Here is a 16,553-nt window from a genome sequence, read left to right on the forward strand (position 1 = left end):
ATTAAATTAGTAAATCATTCCCTAGAAATATTTTCAGGTGAATAAAAAGAATATTTCACTTTCAAAATAAAAGAATAAGCATAGCAACAATTACGAAAAAGCAGGTGATTTAATAATGGATTATTCAGAAAGTACATCGTATAGCGCTGGTGAAGTTGTGTATTTGTTTTATCGAAACCCACACACTCAAAATGTAGCGTCTATCCAACAAGCTCAAGTAGTGGATGACCCACATAATGATGGAGAGCTCGCTTTATTCTTATATGATACTTATTATCCTTTATCGAATGAATTTGTCCTTTTTAAGACGGAAGAAGAGGCCGAAAGTTTGTATAATGAATATTTCGGGCCGACTTATGGTTAGGAGGAACCACACTATATGATAAAACCATTTGTTCCCCAATTAGTATTTTTTGAACCTAAGGCTTTAGAGTATCCTTTAGGGGCTGAACTAAAAAAGAAATTTGAAACGATGGGGCTAGAAATACGAGAAACAACTTCCCATAATCAAATTCGAAACTTACCAGGGGATAATGATTTCCAAAAATATCGTATCGCAAAATCTACCCTTGTAGTAGGAATAAGAAAAACGTTAAAGTTTGATACTTCTAAACCTTCAGCTGAATATGCCATTCCGTTCGCTACTGGTTGTATGGGTCATTGTCATTATTGCTATTTACAAACTACTATGGGCAGCAAGCCCTATATTCGGACGTATGTAAATGTTGAGGATATATTTGATCAAGCAGATAAATACATGGCAGAACGAGCTCCTGAAATTACACGATTTGAAGCATCTTGTACATCCGATATTGTTGGAATTGATCATTTAACTCATACTCTTAAACGGGCTATTGAATTTTTTGGTACAAAGGATCATGGTTTGCTTCGCTTTGTAACAAAATTCCATCATGTTGATCATTTATTAGATGCGGATCATCAAGGAAAAACACGTTTTCGTTTTAGCATAAATGCAGATTACGTAATAAAAAACTTCGAACCTGGTACTTCGCCTTTAGATTTGCGCATCGAAGCAGCTGCGAAGGTGGCAAATGCCGACTATCCATTAGGGTTTATAGTAGCTCCTATTTATATTCATGAAGGATGGCAAGAAGGTTATAAGGTACTTTTTCAAAAGCTATATGAAAAATTGCCTAAAAAAGCTACAGAAAATTTAACTTTTGAATTGATTCAGCATCGATTTACAAAACCCGCTAAGCGTGTTATCCAACAAAATTATCCGATGACAAAATTAGAACTAGACGAAGCTAAAAGGCAATATAAATGGGGGAAATACGGAATTGGAAAGTATGTTTATCAAAAAGATGAAGCTACAGAAATAAAAGAAACGTTATCAGAATATATAAATGCTTATTTTCCACAAGCAAAAATTGAATATTTTACTTAAGTCCACTTCAAAATGTTTAACACTATTTCTTTTTTCAGACAAGCTCTGTTAAACACCGCTGTTGATTTCCGTGCAAGTCTCCGCTTTTTGCGGGCGTTAAAAAGGAAGGTTATTTTCACTACCGTGAAAAAACCTACTCCTCGGCGCATATGAGCCTGTGGTGTCTCCCGGCCGCCCTCGCTTCTCCCGCAGGACAAGGGGGGCTACGGCAGCGGTACATCGCACGAAGAAAATGCCGGTGGCATTTTCGAGGAGTCTCCGACTTGCGCGGAAATCAACCGCTAAAAAGGTATCATAAATCACATTAACCTTTAACAGAAATAAAAAACCACGCCTGACAATCAAAGCGTGGTTTTTTCGATTGCATCGTTATTTTTTAAGCGATTCAGTATCATTGTGAAAAACTTAGACATCCAAAATGTTATGGTCATAGAAGTAAAAGTATAAAAGATATTCCACCTTATATATTCAACATATTTTGTCTTCCTTTCTATATAGAGCTCCAATGCCGACATCGGAATAGTAAAGATAAAAGCAAATATTAAAGATGGTGAAAAACCTTTATAACTTGTAATTTGGTTGTAAATAACACAAGTGATTGGTAATAGTAAATAATCGAATAGAACACTACTTTTAAAGAATTCGCTTAAAAGACGAACTGGATAAATAATTAATTTTTTACCCGCCACCGCACTCCCAATTAGACTTGCTGTGACGGAGATAAATAAATAGACAAGCAACCAGTCTTTTAATCGCTTCCTACCAAGCGTAAAGGAGACAATCACTAATAACAAACCGAGCACCGTTAGCATCCAAAGAGGTTTTCTACTTTTCAACCTAATCGCCCCATCTATTTTGGCTTTTTACATATTTTGCTCAATCTAGCCGATACAATACAAAATAATAGGGGAAATTCCTTCGATATCAAATTTGGACAAAATGGGTTTGGTATACCAAAGATTATATTGAAGATTTTTATGCGGAAGCTACAAATTCTAATATTATCATATAAAAAGCAGTTCTCATCAATTTAGAGAACTGCTTTTTATAATCAATAACTTACTAATGGTGATTGTACGTAATACCATAGTAGTTTTTCTGTGTTAGCAATTGATGTTTCATGTGTACGTTCGAAAGCGTGCGATGATTCGATTCCAGGCCCAATCAATCCGTGAACGATATCGTGTCCTGAGCGGATTGCTGCAGAAGCATCTGAACCGTAAAACGGATAAATATCTAGTTTGTATTCTACACCGTTTTCTTCTGCAATTTGTACGAGATGTTTTCTTAAACCGTAGTGATAAGGTCCACTTGAGTCTTTCACACAAATAGAGACTGTATATTCATCTGATGACTGTCCATCTCCTAAAGCTCCCATGTCTACTGCTAAATATTCAATCGTTTCTGGTGAGATGTTGGAGTTACCGCCGTATCCAATTTCTTCATTGTTTGAAATAAGGAAATGTGTTGTATATGGCAATGTAATTCCTTCATTTTTAATTGTAGCAATAAGGTTAAGTATAATGCCGACGCTTGCTTTATCATCTAAATGACGTGATTTTAAGTAGCCACTTTCTGTTACTTGTACTCGTGGGTCGAATGATATAAAGTCTCCTACTTCAATTCCTAAAGCACGTACTTCATCCGCAGAGGTTACTTTCTCATCAATCCGCACTTCGATATTATTTTCATTTCTAGGCGCGTCTCCTGCATTTATATATACGTGTACGGAAGTTTGGTGCATTAAGATGGTACCCGTGTACTTTTTCCCAGTAGAAGTTTCTATTTCACAATATTCACCTTCTACAGAGTTCCATCGAAATCCACCAATCATCGACAGTTTTAGGCGGCCGTTAGATTTTACTTCTTTTACCATCGCACCTAATGTGTCTACGTGAGCAGTTAGCATGCGGTGTTCATAATTGCTTGCACCTTGTAATGTTACTAGTAAACCACCTTTTCGATTTCGCTTCATTTCCACATCAAAATCTTTCAGGAAGTCTTCTACAAATTCAATTACTTTTGTTGTGTTTCCAGAAGGACTTGGAATGGATACAAGTTGTTTAATAATTTCGATTGTACTTTTTGTGTTAGGTTCAAATGCCATCAATACCCCTACTTTCTTCTATATACTCTAATGTTTATATTATCAAATAAACGAAAAAGATGCCTGCATGTGACACATAGTTGACTTATTTTTTATTTATAGTATAATAAGTGATTCACTGCAATTTTCTTTTGTAGTAAAACGAATTAGTAACTTTAAATTGGAAAGGAAGAACGTTATGACATCTTTTGTAAACAAGTTGCAGTCACATAGATGCACTGGCGTTCCATCTAGTTTTTTCACGAAAGCTTAATCACACTGGCGCGGACTAGGAGCCGCAAGGACGTATTAGAGGTAGGGTATACGTTGTTTAAGTGAGTAAGTTTCACAAAGTATAAATACTATACGAAAAACACCGTTTTTCTTTAAAGGAACCGGTATTGTGAAATTTATTCAAATAAAAACTACCATGGAATTTTAACCGCGGCAAACATTTAAATTTTCATTTATGTGAGTTAATGTCATAATTACGTTTCGTTTATTGAAAAACGATTCCTTGTAATTATTTTTATTTTAATGTGGAGTGTTCGTATCTATAGACGTACTTTCACTTTGATTGCAAAAAATAGTTCGTTTTTCGACTAGTAGTCAAACATTATGAAACCGACTCATGTGACTTATAGTTACTAATTACTAATCATATGGCTTATAATAGCCACTTATATAAGAGGATGAGCGAACGTAGCTCATCCTCTTTTCCATTATTTTCCGACAAAATCCTCTTGTGTAACAATTTGTGAAACAAGAAAATTCGGGTGGTGCCTGGCACCACCCTAGGAACGACCTAAAATTCACTTGTATTATCTTCATATTGTCAGTATAATTGTAGGCGGTTTGTTTTTGAACATGTAAAAATATATTAATAAAATATAGATTGATTTAAATAAGGGGGAGTTTGATGTCCTTCATAAGCGTATTTGAAGCAGAGGAAGAGACGAGAGATAAAGAAGAGTTGAAACAGGATTTAGAGAGAACAGAATTTCAACTTTTTAGAATGCAAGATAATATGAAAGAAATTGCCAAACAATGGCACGTAATTGGTATTGACCAAACAAAAGACGATAATTGGGTTATTGTATATACTGATCAAGATGAACACTCGTGTAAGATTATGCTAAATGATTGCCAATCGGCATACCGTGGCTCTTGGGACTTCTCTATACATGCGAAATACGAAGAAAACAACACCATCTTTATCGGGGATATTAAAGGAACTCAAAATATGGGATACGGCTCCATTTGTATGAACTACTTAAAAGAAGTAGCAAAAGAACAAAACATACAATATATTACTGGAGATATCGCCGAAAGAGATTGGAATCATGTCGATCGATTAGTTCACTTTTATGAGAAGCATAATTTTGAAGTGGAATTAGATAAAGATAATAAATGTGGAGAGATTGTTTGTAGACCTTTTGAAGAATCTTAATTACGTTAGGATTCTCTTTTGCGGGAGACCTCTCCATGTTCATTTTTGTGTTTTTTTTTGTAAAAATGAATGTGGGAGATCTCTCCATGTTCATTTTTGTGTTTTTCTTTTGTGAAAATGAATGCGGGAGACCTCTCCATGTTCATTTTTGTGTTTTTCTTTTGTGAAAATGAATGCGGGAGACCTCTCCATGTTCATTTTTGTGTTTTTCTTTTGTGAAAATGAATGTGGGAGGTATTCGAATTCATCAAACTTTTTGTTCCAGCCCCACACTTTTTATTAGTACACTATGTATAATGAATATTTTTCTAGAGCTGCTTGTAATTTCAGAGCTAGTGTAATATCCCCTTTAACCTTTAATTTACCTGTCATAAATGCCATTGTTGTATTAAAATTTCCTCTTAACAATTTCAACAAATTTTCTCCTGAAAGTTGTAGTGTACAATCTGGTTCTAATTGAGTTGTTTCTATTAATTCTGCTTTACCGTTTTCAAATTTCACTTGATATTGCTCATCTACATCTCCAGTCAAATCAAACTGATAAACTGAATTTAATCGCTCTATTCCTTCAGGATTCGCGTTCATCTTTTTTTGTAAGTCCACTAAATGCTGTTTTACTGACATATGTTTCCCATCCCCCTTTTGAGGTGTACACATATTCATTCTGTTTTACTTATCTTATTCCTGCCCATTAGTATCTGTTTTTTGTTTTTCCTCTTTATACTTGTTCCAATTTTTTACTAGTAAGCTAATCGCATAAGCAAAAATTGCTAACGTTACCCAGAATCTTAATTCAATACCTTCTGTTGAAACGTAATATGCAAGTACTCCCAATACTACTAATGCTAGTATCGCATCAGCAATAACTAAAACTTTATATTTATTCAATTGTTTCACCTCCACTTACTTTGACTATATCCTTACGTTACAGTTTTATTACGTTTCATTCAACTGTTAATCATAATTTTTCTAACTTTGGACAATATTAAGTCCTTTTCACTGAAGCAGTTAGTAATCCTTCTCATGCAGAGAGACTGATTCAAAGAGGTAAAATGATTGCTGATACATTTTGGGGGAAGTGTTTTGTTTGATATGTATATAAAACAAAGCAAGAAGACTTAGAATTTAATGAAATTCAAACAAAGATGTTATTTAAAGCTTTAGCACAAAAATATAAAGTTGAGACATTCTTTGAATATGCGATGGAAAGAAGATATCTGTGGTCATAGCTCGGATTGCAAACGAAAAGAAAGTAACCCCAATCATTTTAGGTCAATGTGTACAACAAAACTTGAGTTAATGGTACGTCACTCCATGATTAATGAGTTGTTTCAGCAATTAGATGGAATTGATATTCATCTAGTTGAAGTCTCACGTGATATTTTTAACCAAGTATCTTCATATGACCGAGGTATTCATGCACATCTTGCTCCTAAAGGAACTGATTATGAATTAACATTTGATACGCACAACGAAAAAGAAGTAGCTGTCTGTTTTTCAAAGAAACTTCAACAGATTTTCTAAACGGCTTTTTTGTTATTCCAAACGAAAACGATCACCATGTTGTTAGGCTTAGAGATGGAGTTTTAACAGATTTAGTAAAAGTAAAAGATTAATGTAACAAAAAGCTTACAGGTGCCAATGGCACCTGTAAGCTTTTTGTTACATTGCAAATATTAATCGTTGTACAAAGGTGACTTTTTCTGGATGACGCATTCGCACGAGAATTTGTCTTATGATCGGAATAAGCAGGTACTTTACTATTTCGATTAACTTATCCATGTTAACGCCCCCTTTACTTTATATTATTTCTTTTTTTCAATAAAACATTACAAGATATTTGACCCAATTTTATTATAACGGTTCGTTTAATGAAAAACGAATATTTCGCTATAACAAAGAATAATCTGGCGTTTAAAAAGGTGTTTTTAATACTAAGTGCTGTGTAAAAAAATCCGTTTTTCGTATAGTATAAATACATTATGAAACGGACTCAATTATGTTCCTTTTGCTAATTTTTCTCTGTTATCGTTTTGCGGAGGTTCTTCTAACCACCCTCTGTTTATCATTAAATTTGCACCATCTTCAGCATATAGTGCAATTTCAGGTATTAGTGATCCATATTTTAATCCAATGTCTTTTCTCGGACTAGCTGCCATAGCCGCACCGTAGTTTCCGATTCCTGCTGCAATCATCGCTGCTATATGGAATAACATTAGCTTATCTGAAAAAGGTGATGTTGTTGAGTCCGTTACAGATGTGTCCCAACTCATAGGGTCAGGTATATCTTGTTTTTTCAATATATCACTAAATAAATCCATGTGCTTTTGTGCTATCTTTTTTCCTCTTAAAAAATATTCCGTAATTTCTTCACTTTTCGCACATTGCGCAAATCCCAAAATAAGTGCCTTACCAATAGAATTTGTCTGGATGTTCATAAATAAATGAGTAATTTCAATAGTTGTAAGTGGTCTTTGGGTTCCGATAAAACCGGTTAAGAATGACTGTTTTTCAACAAAGTCCACTCTATCAGGAGTAGATATAAAAGGTGGGCGAACATAGGTACCTTGAGCCAACATTAATTCCCTAGTTGTATCTTGCAGAAAAATGGAATCTTTAATTAATTGCTTTTGAAAAACAACAATATCTGGCCTAGTAACTAAACCTAACCCAACGCTACCAGCACCAATTCCTAAAATGGACATATGTCTGATATACATCAACATAAAACTATCAGAAAATAATCTAGGTGCACCAATATTTACGTCGTTATTTCCAAAACCAATTGGAATAGGAAAGTCCATCTTTGTAAATATATCTTTTGCCAACTTTATATGTTTTCTTGCCCTAACAACTCCTTCCTTTATAATAGGGCGTATTTCTTCGTCTTCTACCTTTTCTAAGAAATATGTAAGTACACAAATAGATGCAGTATCGTTAATATATTGAGTCCACAAACTCGACATCTCCGCCACTGTTAATTGAATATTCGTTTTGTCCTTCAAGTAAAACACCTACTCGCATCTTTTCTTGCTATTATTTGAATGAATATATAATTTTATTCACTAGTAAAACAAACACATAATTAATTCTGTTAAATAAATACTAATCATATTACATTTGACGAATTCATGTAGTGTAGGAGGTTGGCTAGTGGAAAAACGCGTATTAATTCTTTCTGAAGCATATGGAGCTGGTCATACTACTGCAGCGCATTCCCTAAAAGAAGGAATTTTGAATATTGATCCTACCATTGATGTTCGAGTAGTAGAAGTAGGTAAGAACTATCTTCCCTTTACATCCATAATTGTTAACAAAATGTATCTAACTCTAATTAATGACTACCCAAACCTTTGGAGATTTTTATACACATCCAGCCAAAATAAACTTTGTTCTAGATGGTATAGTTTTGTATTGTACCTATTCTTTTATAAAAAAATGCATAGCTTATTAACAGAATATCAACCAGATATCATCATATGTACTCATCCTTTTTCCAATACGCTTGCCTCTAAATTCAAAAATAACAGCACTTTTATTTTATGTACTCTGGTGACTGAATTACATTTACACGGATGTTGGGTAAACCCTGAAATCGATTTTTATTTTGTCTCCTCTGACAAAATGAACGAAGACTTACAAAAGTTTGGTACAGAAAATGAAAGAATTCGAGTAACTGGGTTACCTACAAGGAAAGGTTTCTGGAACAGACAAGATAAAGGAAATGCAAGAGCTAAGTTAAAACTAAAAAACATTCCGACCGTGCTCATTATGGGCGGAGGTCTTGGACTAGGTGGAATGGAAAAGGTTGCAATAGAGTTGTTTTCTTTAAAGGAAGAGATACAAATAATTATATGTACAGGTAACAACATTGAATTAAAGAAAGGTCTAGAAATGATTTCATCAGGACATCCACATATAAAAATTTTAGGTTATGAATCTTCTATACATGATTGGATGGATGCGTCTGACTTGCTTATTACAAAACCAGGAGGGTCAACATGTTTTGAAGCATTAGTAAAAGGCTTACCGATGATCATTACGAATCCAATCTCAGGTCACGAAGAACAAAATTGCTCTTTTTTAACAAACAATGATTTAGCTATACACATTGAAGAGCTAACAGACTTAGTACCAGTTGTAAAAGAAATGTTATTCATTAAAAAATCGAAGAAAAAAGCTTTAAGAAGCATTACTAAATTTAATCAAAGTATTGACCCTTTAGCGAGTGCTAAACATATTGTTAAGTTACTAAAAACGAATTAGGAAGTGGGAATGATGCGTAAAGTCTTAATCATTTGTATACTAATTTTACTTTTCAATACAAGTTGTCAATCCGATCAATTTACAAGTCCAACTAATTCTTCTTCCAAAAAGATAATCATGATAATGGTTGATTCGATGACGGATGAATTGCTACAAATTAGTTTACAAGAAGGTGTTTTTCCAGCTTTGCGCTTTTTAATGGAAAATGGACAAGTTTACGATAATTTAGTTGCACCCTTTCCTTCTATGTCTGTAACCATTGAAGCGACATTAATTACTGGTCAAATGCCAAACGAACATAAAGTACCTGGCTTAACTTGGTACGATGCAAAAGAAGATAGAATTATTGATTACGGTACATCCATTGAAACATTAAGAAAACTAGGTGTAAAAGAATCTTTAGAAGATGCATTTTACCATTTAAACAACAGCCACTTGAACAAAGATAGTAAGACTATTTTTGAGGAATTGCATGATAATAATCAGTCGTCTGGATCAATAAATTTATTAGTACACCGTGGGAGAACAAAACATGAACTCGAAGCACCCTTTATTCTAGAAAAAACGATTGGCTTAGACGATAAGATAGAGACTTATGGTCCTGACATATTTTCATACGGCTCCTTTCATCGTCCTAGTATTCTTCAAAATGAATTACTGTCCGATGCTTTAATTTTACGGGCTGGCTTTACAGATAACTATGCAGCAGAAGTTATTACAGAGTTAATGCAACATAGCAAACAGCCAGATTTTTTGCTAGCATTCTTTCCAGAAATGGATAAGAAAACACATAGAAATGGACCACCTTATGTAAATGGTTTTAAGGAAGTAGAACAACATATTAAACGTATATTGGATGTGTATGAAGACTGGAATGATGCTCTAGAGGATAACATTTTTATTCTCTTTGGTGATCACGGACAAGATGCTCTTGCAGAAGATGAAACATTAGCAAAAATTGATTTACATTCATTGTATGGTGATTATAAAATTGCCAAATTTACCGAGAAACCTTCTTCAGGTGACATTGTCATTTCCAATAATCATCGGATGGCTTATATTGAACCCCTTAAAAATGGTATTACAAAAGTCGATATAGCGAGAACTGGTATAGAAGATGAACGTATTGCTCTAACCGCTTACTTAGAAGATGATTGGGTAAAAGTATGGAGTCCAGACCATAATGAAAATTTATTGTTCCGACAAGGTAACGATTGGACAGATTCCTATGGGCAGCAGTGGGATGTAAAAGGAAGTTTCGATCTTTTGAAAGTAAAAGAAAATGCTAAGGAAAAAACAGTTCAGTTTACGGATTATCCTGACGCTTTCAATCAGTTAATGAGTGCATTAAAAAGCCAACCAAACTCAGTTGTAGTCACTGGAAAGCCCGGATACGTCGTGTTTTCCGAAACAGCCCCTGTTCACAACGGAGGTGGAGAACATGGTGGCTTACACAAAAACGACACACACGCTAGTCTCATCATCGCAGGCACAGAAAAAATGCCTGATTCTATACGTATCGTAGACCTAAAATCATACATCCTAGACCTCCTAAACGAAAACTAACATTAAAGGACTGTTACAGGTGCGAGGCACTTTTAACAGTCCTTTAATATTTTGTTTTAGATTTATGCTATTCTTTGAGCACTTTTTTCATATGTATTAGAGAGTATAGTTTTGTTTGGAGGTGAGTTTTTGGTTTATCGAAAGATGACCCCGCATGAAGAACATTGTTTTTGGCTAAGTATTTTAGAAGAACATGCACTGTTTGTAAGAGACTATTTATCACCAACGGAAAGAGAGTGGCAAGAAAACGCTCAAAAATATATGGATAGCTTTGCAAAGTTAAGAGAAAAACTTCAAACGGTAAGGAAAGACTCAACTGTAGAATCTTCCGAAATGGTCCATCTTTCAAGAGAAGTGTATCCATTCGCCCAAGGATATTATCATTTTGAAAGTCAGATTCAAGCACTTAGAATACAAAATAGTATAAACATAAATATTCCTCCTTCTTATTTTAACGGTACGTTAGATGAAAATGGTGAATATTTACGGCTACTACAGCATTATGTGAATGGCCAGGATGCCCCTCCACTTCCATTAGTCGACTTACTGGATTTATGGTTAACAGATCAAGTTGGTCATGCTGCGCTATTAGTGAGGAGTTTGGATGGAGTAGAACTTCTTTTACTTAGAGAAGCAGATACAATTAAGCAATTGTTCCAAGCACACTTACTTAAGAATGAGGCAATTAAAGGGTACTTACGTAGCATACCTCCCAATTTTCCAGCTCAATTAGCTTTCGCTAGAGAAGTCTCCGCTTCTGTTCTAAGGTTTAACGAATTTGTCGAGCACGTTGTAACATTGTATAAGGACAATGAAGTATTTAACTCCACTACTTTAACTTTTCTAGAACATCATTTCCCAGAAGCGTGTTACTTTTTACACAAGTTATATTTCTATGCTCAAGATATAGCAGTAGACCCTCGTTGTAATCTTGATATACCGAACGATTGTTAATTTTGATCACAAAATAATTTTCAAATAAAAACCAGATTACTAGTATATTAGCAATCTGGTTTTAATAATTAGGCTCTGTTAAAGACCGCTGTTGATTTCCGAGCATATCTTCGCTTTCCGCGGGTGGGCCGTGAGCCTCCTCGGCTTTGCCTGCGGGGTCTCACGCTCCCCGCTTCTCCCGCAGGAGTCTCTGATATGCTCGGAAACCAACAGCTCGAAAGGTATTTAATATCAACACTAACCTTTAACACAGCCTATAATTAAAATCGTACCTTAGACCAATCAAACAGCTTGCCTGGGTCCGGCTTTCTAACTGGCGCATACTCATCATGACCAATAATATGCTCTCGATCTCTATTAATTGTTTTATGCCTTGTTAATATGTCATTTAGTAACTCATTCAGTGATTTATATTGCTCATCTGTATAACCGATTAGGGAAGGGTCTAAACTATTATACGTTTCTTCCGTAATTAATGGCACCATTTCTTCTTTTGTTCCTATCGCTAACAGTTCTATCCCAATTGATTTATCATTCATACTAACTACGGGCAAAAATTCGCTTATGTTATTCCCTTTCCCAGCATGATAGGCTACTCGATTTTCTCCAACGAACTGAAAAATTGCACCTTCTCTATCAATGACGTAATGAGCAGATACTTTATACTTCTCAAAAATGTTATAAATATCTTCGATTTTATATGGTTCTATATGGTTATTTAGCACATTACTTGTAAAGTGTAACATTACATGACTAATTGTTGCGGTTCGCATTCTTGAGTTTTCTTTAGGAAGTAACATTTCTTGTACTTGTAACAAATCAGAAGGTTCAAACGAAGGAGTAAATAAAACTGAAACCTCTCTATTATTATCTAAATCAGCATCTTCTACACTACTAATATCTTCAAATACTTCTTCAACTCTAGAACACCCAATTAGCACTAATAGAATACAAACAAAAACAACACTTCTTTTATACATCTTATACCCCTTAAAATTTTTCTTAATAATTAGAATAATACATAATTCTTTAGATGTATACATTAAGTGTTGATGTTAATAAACAAAAAAGCGCCTACTCAACATGAGTAAGCACTTTCCAATTATCATTAAAACGCCCAATTTCCATTGCGGAAAATTGGTTCTCTTTTACCGTCTTCTGTAATTCCGTCAATGTTCATGTCGCTTGAACCAACCATGAAATCAACATGTGTTAAACTGTCATTTAATCCATGAGCAATCACTTGTTCTTCGTTCATATTTTTGCCGCCCTCTACACAGAAAGGATATGCCTTTCCAATTGCAAAGTGGTTGGAAGCATTTTCATCAAATAACGTGTTGAAGAAGATTAAGTTTGTATTTGAAATTGGTGATTCGTGTGGCACTAACGCTACTTCACCTAAGTACGCAGAACCTTCGTCTGTTTCAATTAACTTACGAAGAGTTTCTTCCCCTTTTTCTGCCTTTAAGTCAACAATTTTCCCGTCTTTAAATGTTAACGTAAAGTTTTCAATAAGGTTACCAGAGTAGCTAAGAGGCTTAGTACTTGTTACTACCCCGTTAACTCCTGTTTTCGCATTCGCTGTGAACACTTCTTCTGTCGGCATATTCGCAATAAAAATAGCACCATTTTCATTTTCGCTACCAGCACTTACCCAGATGTGATCTTTCGCTAGTTCAACTGTTAAGTCAGTACCTTGGGCTGTGTAATGAAGGGCTTTATATTTTCTTTCATTTAAATGAGATGCCTTTGTATCTAACGTATTTGTATGGTTTTTCCACTCTTTTACAGGGTTTTCAGTATTAATTCTAGTCGCTTGGAAAATAGCATCCCATAGTGCATCCATTCTCTTAGATTCTTCTAATTCAGGGAACACTTTATCTGCCCATGCGTGTGTAGGCATCGCAATGATGGACCAACTATTTTTGTCACTCATCATGCGATTACGGTATGGCTTAAACGCTTGAGAAGCAGCTTTAGTAGCTTCTTGAATACGCTCTTGCTTAATTCCTTTTAATAAGTCAGGATTTTTAGAATCAATATGTAAAAAAGCAGCTCCTTCTTCCGCTAGCTCATTTTTACCTTTTGTCATCCAATATGGAAATTCTCCGAACGAATCTTCAGGTGCTTTTTCAAACCTCATGCGAGTTAGTTCATCATCCGACCAATCTACTGTTACATGTCTCGCTCCAACTTCGTATGCTTTTTTTGCTATTAAACGTACTAGCTCTGCAGCTGAGATAGGAGCAGAAATAACTAGTGTTTGACCTTGTTGTACGTTAACTCCGACTTCAACTGCTAATGCAGCGTATTTTTCTAATTTCTCTTGAAATGATGTCATATGTATTCTCCTTTATGTTTACTGTACACTTACTACCTTATCATTTAGATAGACGTAAAAAATCATGCAAAGTTTCAACCCAATTTATGAAAACATTTACACTCTAAGGTACATTGTATCAAAAACAAGGGACCAAAGTTAAGGGATAGTTTGAACTTTGCAAAAGTTTTTATTCTACGTGTAGTAAAAAGGCTGTGTTAAAGTTATTGTTGATTTTCGTGGAGGGCTTTTCTTTCAGCAGGCAGGCTTATTAACTTGACCATAAGCGTTGTATTTTACAATAATTGTTGCTTATCTTTAATTGAAACACATCTGGATTGCTCAATTGTAACCATTCATTATAGCCAACGTTATCATCGAAGCTTTTTAGTAGCAATGAAATAAGATTCCCATGACTAACTATTACAACATTCTCACCTTGTTTAATAGCATTTATCACACTGATCACTCTCTCCATAGCTTCTCTGCTAGATTCACCACCAAAAAACTTTAAATCCATATCGTTATATGTAGCTTTTAATGCTTCTAACCAATCTGGCATATCATATAAGCATAAAATCCTTTCTTCTAACCTTGTATCCAATTCTATCTCTAGCTGTTTTTGTTTACTCAAAGGCTCAATGGATTGAACCGCTCTTTTAAATGGACTAGAAATAATTCTATCAATCTTTAAGCCTTTAAAAAGTTCAACTAAATGAATTGCTTGTTGATGGCCTTCAGGAGTTAGTGCGGATTCAGCAGGCTGACCTTCTGCTTTACAATGTCTAACAACATAGATTACTTTTTTCATCCTTTCCTCCTTATCTTTTTTTGTATGGTTTTGTTATATTTTTCTTCAATTTCCATATTTTAATATAAATGGTAATAGTATAATGACTATGTTATAAAAATGATAAGATATTCCTATAAATACGGTTTAGATAGCCTGTATATAAGCTTTTTCAAGCGCCAGTTTTTTACATTATTTAAATCTCTCTATGTTATTTTGTGTTACACTATCTATAATCCTATAACACATGGAGGGATTTAGATGGAGATTAGCGTTTTCTTAGACGATTATCGAACATGTCCCACTGGTTATGTATTAGCACTTAACATCGACGAATGTATTGACCTTTTATCCAATAATGATGTGGATCATCTATCTTTAGATCATGACCTAGTGAGCAAATTCCGAACCGGATATGTATTAGTGAAACATATGGTAAAACACAAGCTCTTTGCAAATCGTATAACGATTCATTCTGCAAACTCAGTTGGCGGAAAGGCTATGTACCATTACTTACTCCAAGCACAAAAGGATGATATAATGCCTAAAAACATAAAAGTAATTCTTCGTCCCTTACCTATCATTTATTGAACTTTGAAATCTCCCGTTCTACAAGGGAGAACATTACTTAATACGTCATCTTCAAGTCTTCTCCTAAAGACTTTTTATCGTTTCTTTCAGTACCTCTTTGTTTTCTCCATCCCATACTACATGTATTTCAAAAGTTCCTTCTTCAAAAAACATTGGGAGTCTTCTTTTAAACCAGGGTTGCATTGGTAAATCCATAGCTTCAGAGATAGAAACCCACTTTAATTCTCCTTCAGGTGGGTTTTCATGTAATTCTCCTACAAAAGATGTTGCTAAATAATTAAAGACCATGTATCGGTAATTCTCTTTCGGTTCTACAAATTCATCGATTCCTTTAAAAATCAGTTCATTAGCAACCAGTCCTGTTTCTTCATACACTTCACGTACCGCTGCTTCTGTTAAGCTTTCAGGAAAATCCACTTTACCACCTGGCCCAATGTAACCAGGAAAGCCTTTGCTTTTTGGTCTATTTAATAACAACACTTTGTCCCCATCTAGTACAAGACACATTGTATATAAATCTACTTTCAAAATATAGAACCTCCTTTCTTATTATTATATCAAACATAACTTAGAAAATAATTCCTTTTTTCTGAATGCTATTGAGACAAAACTAAAGAAAAGAACCGCCTACATTCTATTTTCAGGGTGGCCAAAAACAACCAAAAAGGTTACACTTCATTCCTATAATGTTGGAATAAAGTGTAACCTTTTTATTAGAATCAAGTTTACTTTTCAGAAATTCTTCCAAGAAAGAAACCATCTACTTCATTTAACTTTCCTCTCCATAGTACCTTCCCCTTTGAAGGGGTTGGTTTACTATCACCACAATAAACCTTCGTATTTTTCAAATGGATAAAATGGGCATCTGATCCATCCGTTTTTTCAACTTTTTTTCCAGTCTTATCAAGTAACTTACTTACCTTTTGTGCAATCTCATTACCTTCTTCAAAGGTTTCACTAAGGGTATCAAAATATTCTTTGGCGGATACTAAAGTTCCCGTAATAAGAGCTCCTTTGACATTTAAGGTAATATCTAGTGAGAACTCGTGCTTATTTGAGGCTCGAACAAAGAACTCTAAAATACTGTCCTTCGTTGCATTCATACTCATTTTTGAACCTCCT

General features: G+C 34.6%; 18 protein-coding genes. 8 read left to right on the forward strand and 10 right to left on the reverse strand.

Translation table 11 applies throughout. The features are described from left to right. Positions 1-115: 115 nt before the first annotated feature. Together CDZ92_RS09365 and splB are read left to right on the forward strand one after the other, a co-directional pair. Positions 116-364 (forward strand): transcriptional regulator SplA domain-containing protein, encoded by a 249-nt coding sequence (locus CDZ92_RS09365; RefSeq protein ID WP_096154983.1) that lies wholly within the window; start codon positions 116-118, stop codon positions 362-364. A gap of 15 nt (positions 365-379) precedes the next feature. Beyond that, a complete protein-coding gene (splB, locus tag CDZ92_RS09370) occupies positions 380-1,408 on the forward strand; it encodes a spore photoproduct lyase (protein ID WP_096154984.1) in 1,029 nt (342 codons plus the stop codon). A gap of 341 nt (positions 1,409-1,749) precedes the next feature. Here splB and CDZ92_RS09375 read toward each other — a convergent pair whose 3' ends face one another. Continuing rightward, a complete protein-coding gene (locus CDZ92_RS09375; RefSeq protein WP_096154985.1) occupies positions 1,750-2,244 on the reverse strand; it encodes a CBO0543 family protein in 495 nt (164 codons plus the stop codon). A gap of 215 nt (positions 2,245-2,459) precedes the next feature. Next, positions 2,460-3,515 (reverse strand): M42 family metallopeptidase, encoded by a 1,056-nt coding sequence (locus CDZ92_RS09380; RefSeq protein ID WP_096154986.1) that lies wholly within the window; start codon positions 3,513-3,515, stop codon positions 2,460-2,462. Between the two features lie 898 nt (positions 3,516-4,413). Between CDZ92_RS09380 and CDZ92_RS09385 the strand changes: the two genes are divergently transcribed. Further along, positions 4,414-4,944 carry a GNAT family N-acetyltransferase gene (locus CDZ92_RS09385; RefSeq protein ID WP_096154987.1) on the forward strand — a complete coding sequence of 177 codons (531 nt, stop codon included), beginning with the start codon at positions 4,414-4,416 and terminating at the stop codon, positions 4,942-4,944. 279 nt (positions 4,945-5,223) lie between these two features. Here CDZ92_RS09385 and CDZ92_RS09390 read toward each other — a convergent pair whose 3' ends face one another. Together CDZ92_RS09390 and CDZ92_RS09395 are read right to left on the reverse strand one after the other, a co-directional pair. Next, positions 5,224-5,568 carry an SCP2 sterol-binding domain-containing protein gene (locus CDZ92_RS09390; RefSeq protein WP_096154988.1) on the reverse strand — a complete coding sequence of 115 codons (345 nt, stop codon included), beginning with the start codon at positions 5,566-5,568 and terminating at the stop codon, positions 5,224-5,226. Between the two features lie 54 nt (positions 5,569-5,622). After that, on the reverse strand, positions 5,623-5,832 hold the full coding sequence (locus CDZ92_RS09395) for a hypothetical protein (RefSeq protein WP_096154989.1): 210 nt from the start codon (positions 5,830-5,832) through the stop codon (positions 5,623-5,625). A gap of 303 nt (positions 5,833-6,135) precedes the next feature. On the opposite strand from CDZ92_RS09395, the gene CDZ92_RS19625 reads away from it, so the two are divergent. Continuing rightward, positions 6,136-6,468, forward strand: coding sequence for a hypothetical protein (locus CDZ92_RS19625; RefSeq protein ID WP_141395210.1), 333 nt, complete (start codon positions 6,136-6,138; stop codon positions 6,466-6,468). Positions 6,469-6,941: 473 nt separating this feature from the next. Here CDZ92_RS19625 and CDZ92_RS09405 read toward each other — a convergent pair whose 3' ends face one another. Beyond that, positions 6,942-7,949 (reverse strand): DUF3231 family protein, encoded by a 1,008-nt coding sequence (locus tag CDZ92_RS09405; RefSeq protein WP_096154991.1) that lies wholly within the window; start codon positions 7,947-7,949, stop codon positions 6,942-6,944. Between the two features lie 148 nt (positions 7,950-8,097). Here CDZ92_RS09405 and CDZ92_RS09410 point away from each other — a divergent pair, with 148 nt between their 5' ends. The 3 genes from CDZ92_RS09410 to CDZ92_RS09420 all read left to right on the forward strand — a co-directional run bounded on the left by CDZ92_RS09410 (position 8,098) and on the right by CDZ92_RS09420 (position 11,730). Then, entirely contained in the window at positions 8,098-9,210 is a 1,113-nt protein-coding gene (locus tag CDZ92_RS09410) for an MGDG synthase family glycosyltransferase (RefSeq protein WP_141395211.1), read from the forward strand. 9 nt (positions 9,211-9,219) lie between these two features. Further along, positions 9,220-10,776, forward strand: a complete 1,557-nt coding sequence (locus tag CDZ92_RS09415; RefSeq protein ID WP_096154993.1) for an alkaline phosphatase family protein — start codon at positions 9,220-9,222, stop codon at positions 10,774-10,776. Positions 10,777-10,905: 129 nt separating this feature from the next. Beyond that, the gene (locus CDZ92_RS09420; RefSeq protein WP_096154994.1) at positions 10,906-11,730 is read left to right on the forward strand and encodes a DUF2935 domain-containing protein; all 825 of its coding nucleotides are present in this window, start codon (positions 10,906-10,908) and stop codon (positions 11,728-11,730) included. Between the two features lie 260 nt (positions 11,731-11,990). On the opposite strand, the gene CDZ92_RS09425 is transcribed toward CDZ92_RS09420, so the two are convergent. The 3 genes from CDZ92_RS09425 to CDZ92_RS09435 form a co-directional block, all read right to left on the reverse strand. Then, a complete protein-coding gene (locus CDZ92_RS09425; RefSeq protein ID WP_096154995.1) occupies positions 11,991-12,710 on the reverse strand; it encodes an N-acetylmuramoyl-L-alanine amidase in 720 nt (239 codons plus the stop codon). A gap of 128 nt (positions 12,711-12,838) precedes the next feature. Continuing rightward, the gene (locus CDZ92_RS09430) at positions 12,839-14,071 is read right to left on the reverse strand and encodes an aminopeptidase (RefSeq protein ID WP_096154996.1); all 1,233 of its coding nucleotides are present in this window, start codon (positions 14,069-14,071) and stop codon (positions 12,839-12,841) included. Between the two features lie 250 nt (positions 14,072-14,321). Beyond that, a complete protein-coding gene (locus CDZ92_RS09435; protein ID WP_096154997.1) occupies positions 14,322-14,861 on the reverse strand; it encodes a histidine phosphatase family protein in 540 nt (179 codons plus the stop codon). A 240-nt stretch (positions 14,862-15,101) separates the two neighbouring features. Between CDZ92_RS09435 and CDZ92_RS09440 the strand changes: the two genes are divergently transcribed. Further along, positions 15,102-15,431, forward strand: a complete 330-nt coding sequence (locus CDZ92_RS09440; RefSeq protein WP_096154998.1) for a cyclic-phosphate processing receiver domain-containing protein — start codon at positions 15,102-15,104, stop codon at positions 15,429-15,431. 63 nt (positions 15,432-15,494) lie between these two features. Here the strand turns inward: CDZ92_RS09440 and CDZ92_RS09445 are convergent, their stop codons facing one another. After that, complete coding sequence (locus CDZ92_RS09445; RefSeq protein WP_096156959.1) at positions 15,495-15,938, reverse strand: 8-oxo-dGTP diphosphatase; 444 nt, start codon at positions 15,936-15,938, stop codon at positions 15,495-15,497. A 218-nt stretch (positions 15,939-16,156) separates the two neighbouring features. Continuing rightward, on the reverse strand, positions 16,157-16,540 hold the full coding sequence (gene gvpU, locus CDZ92_RS09450; protein WP_096154999.1) for a gas vesicle accessory protein GvpU: 384 nt from the start codon (positions 16,538-16,540) through the stop codon (positions 16,157-16,159). Positions 16,541-16,553: the final 13 nt, after the last annotated feature.

It is taken from the genome of Bacillus sp. FJAT-45066 (genome assembly GCF_002335755.1).
Taxonomy (GTDB): Bacteria; Bacillota; Bacilli; order Bacillales; family Bacillaceae_I; genus Bacillus_CD; species Bacillus_CD alkalisoli.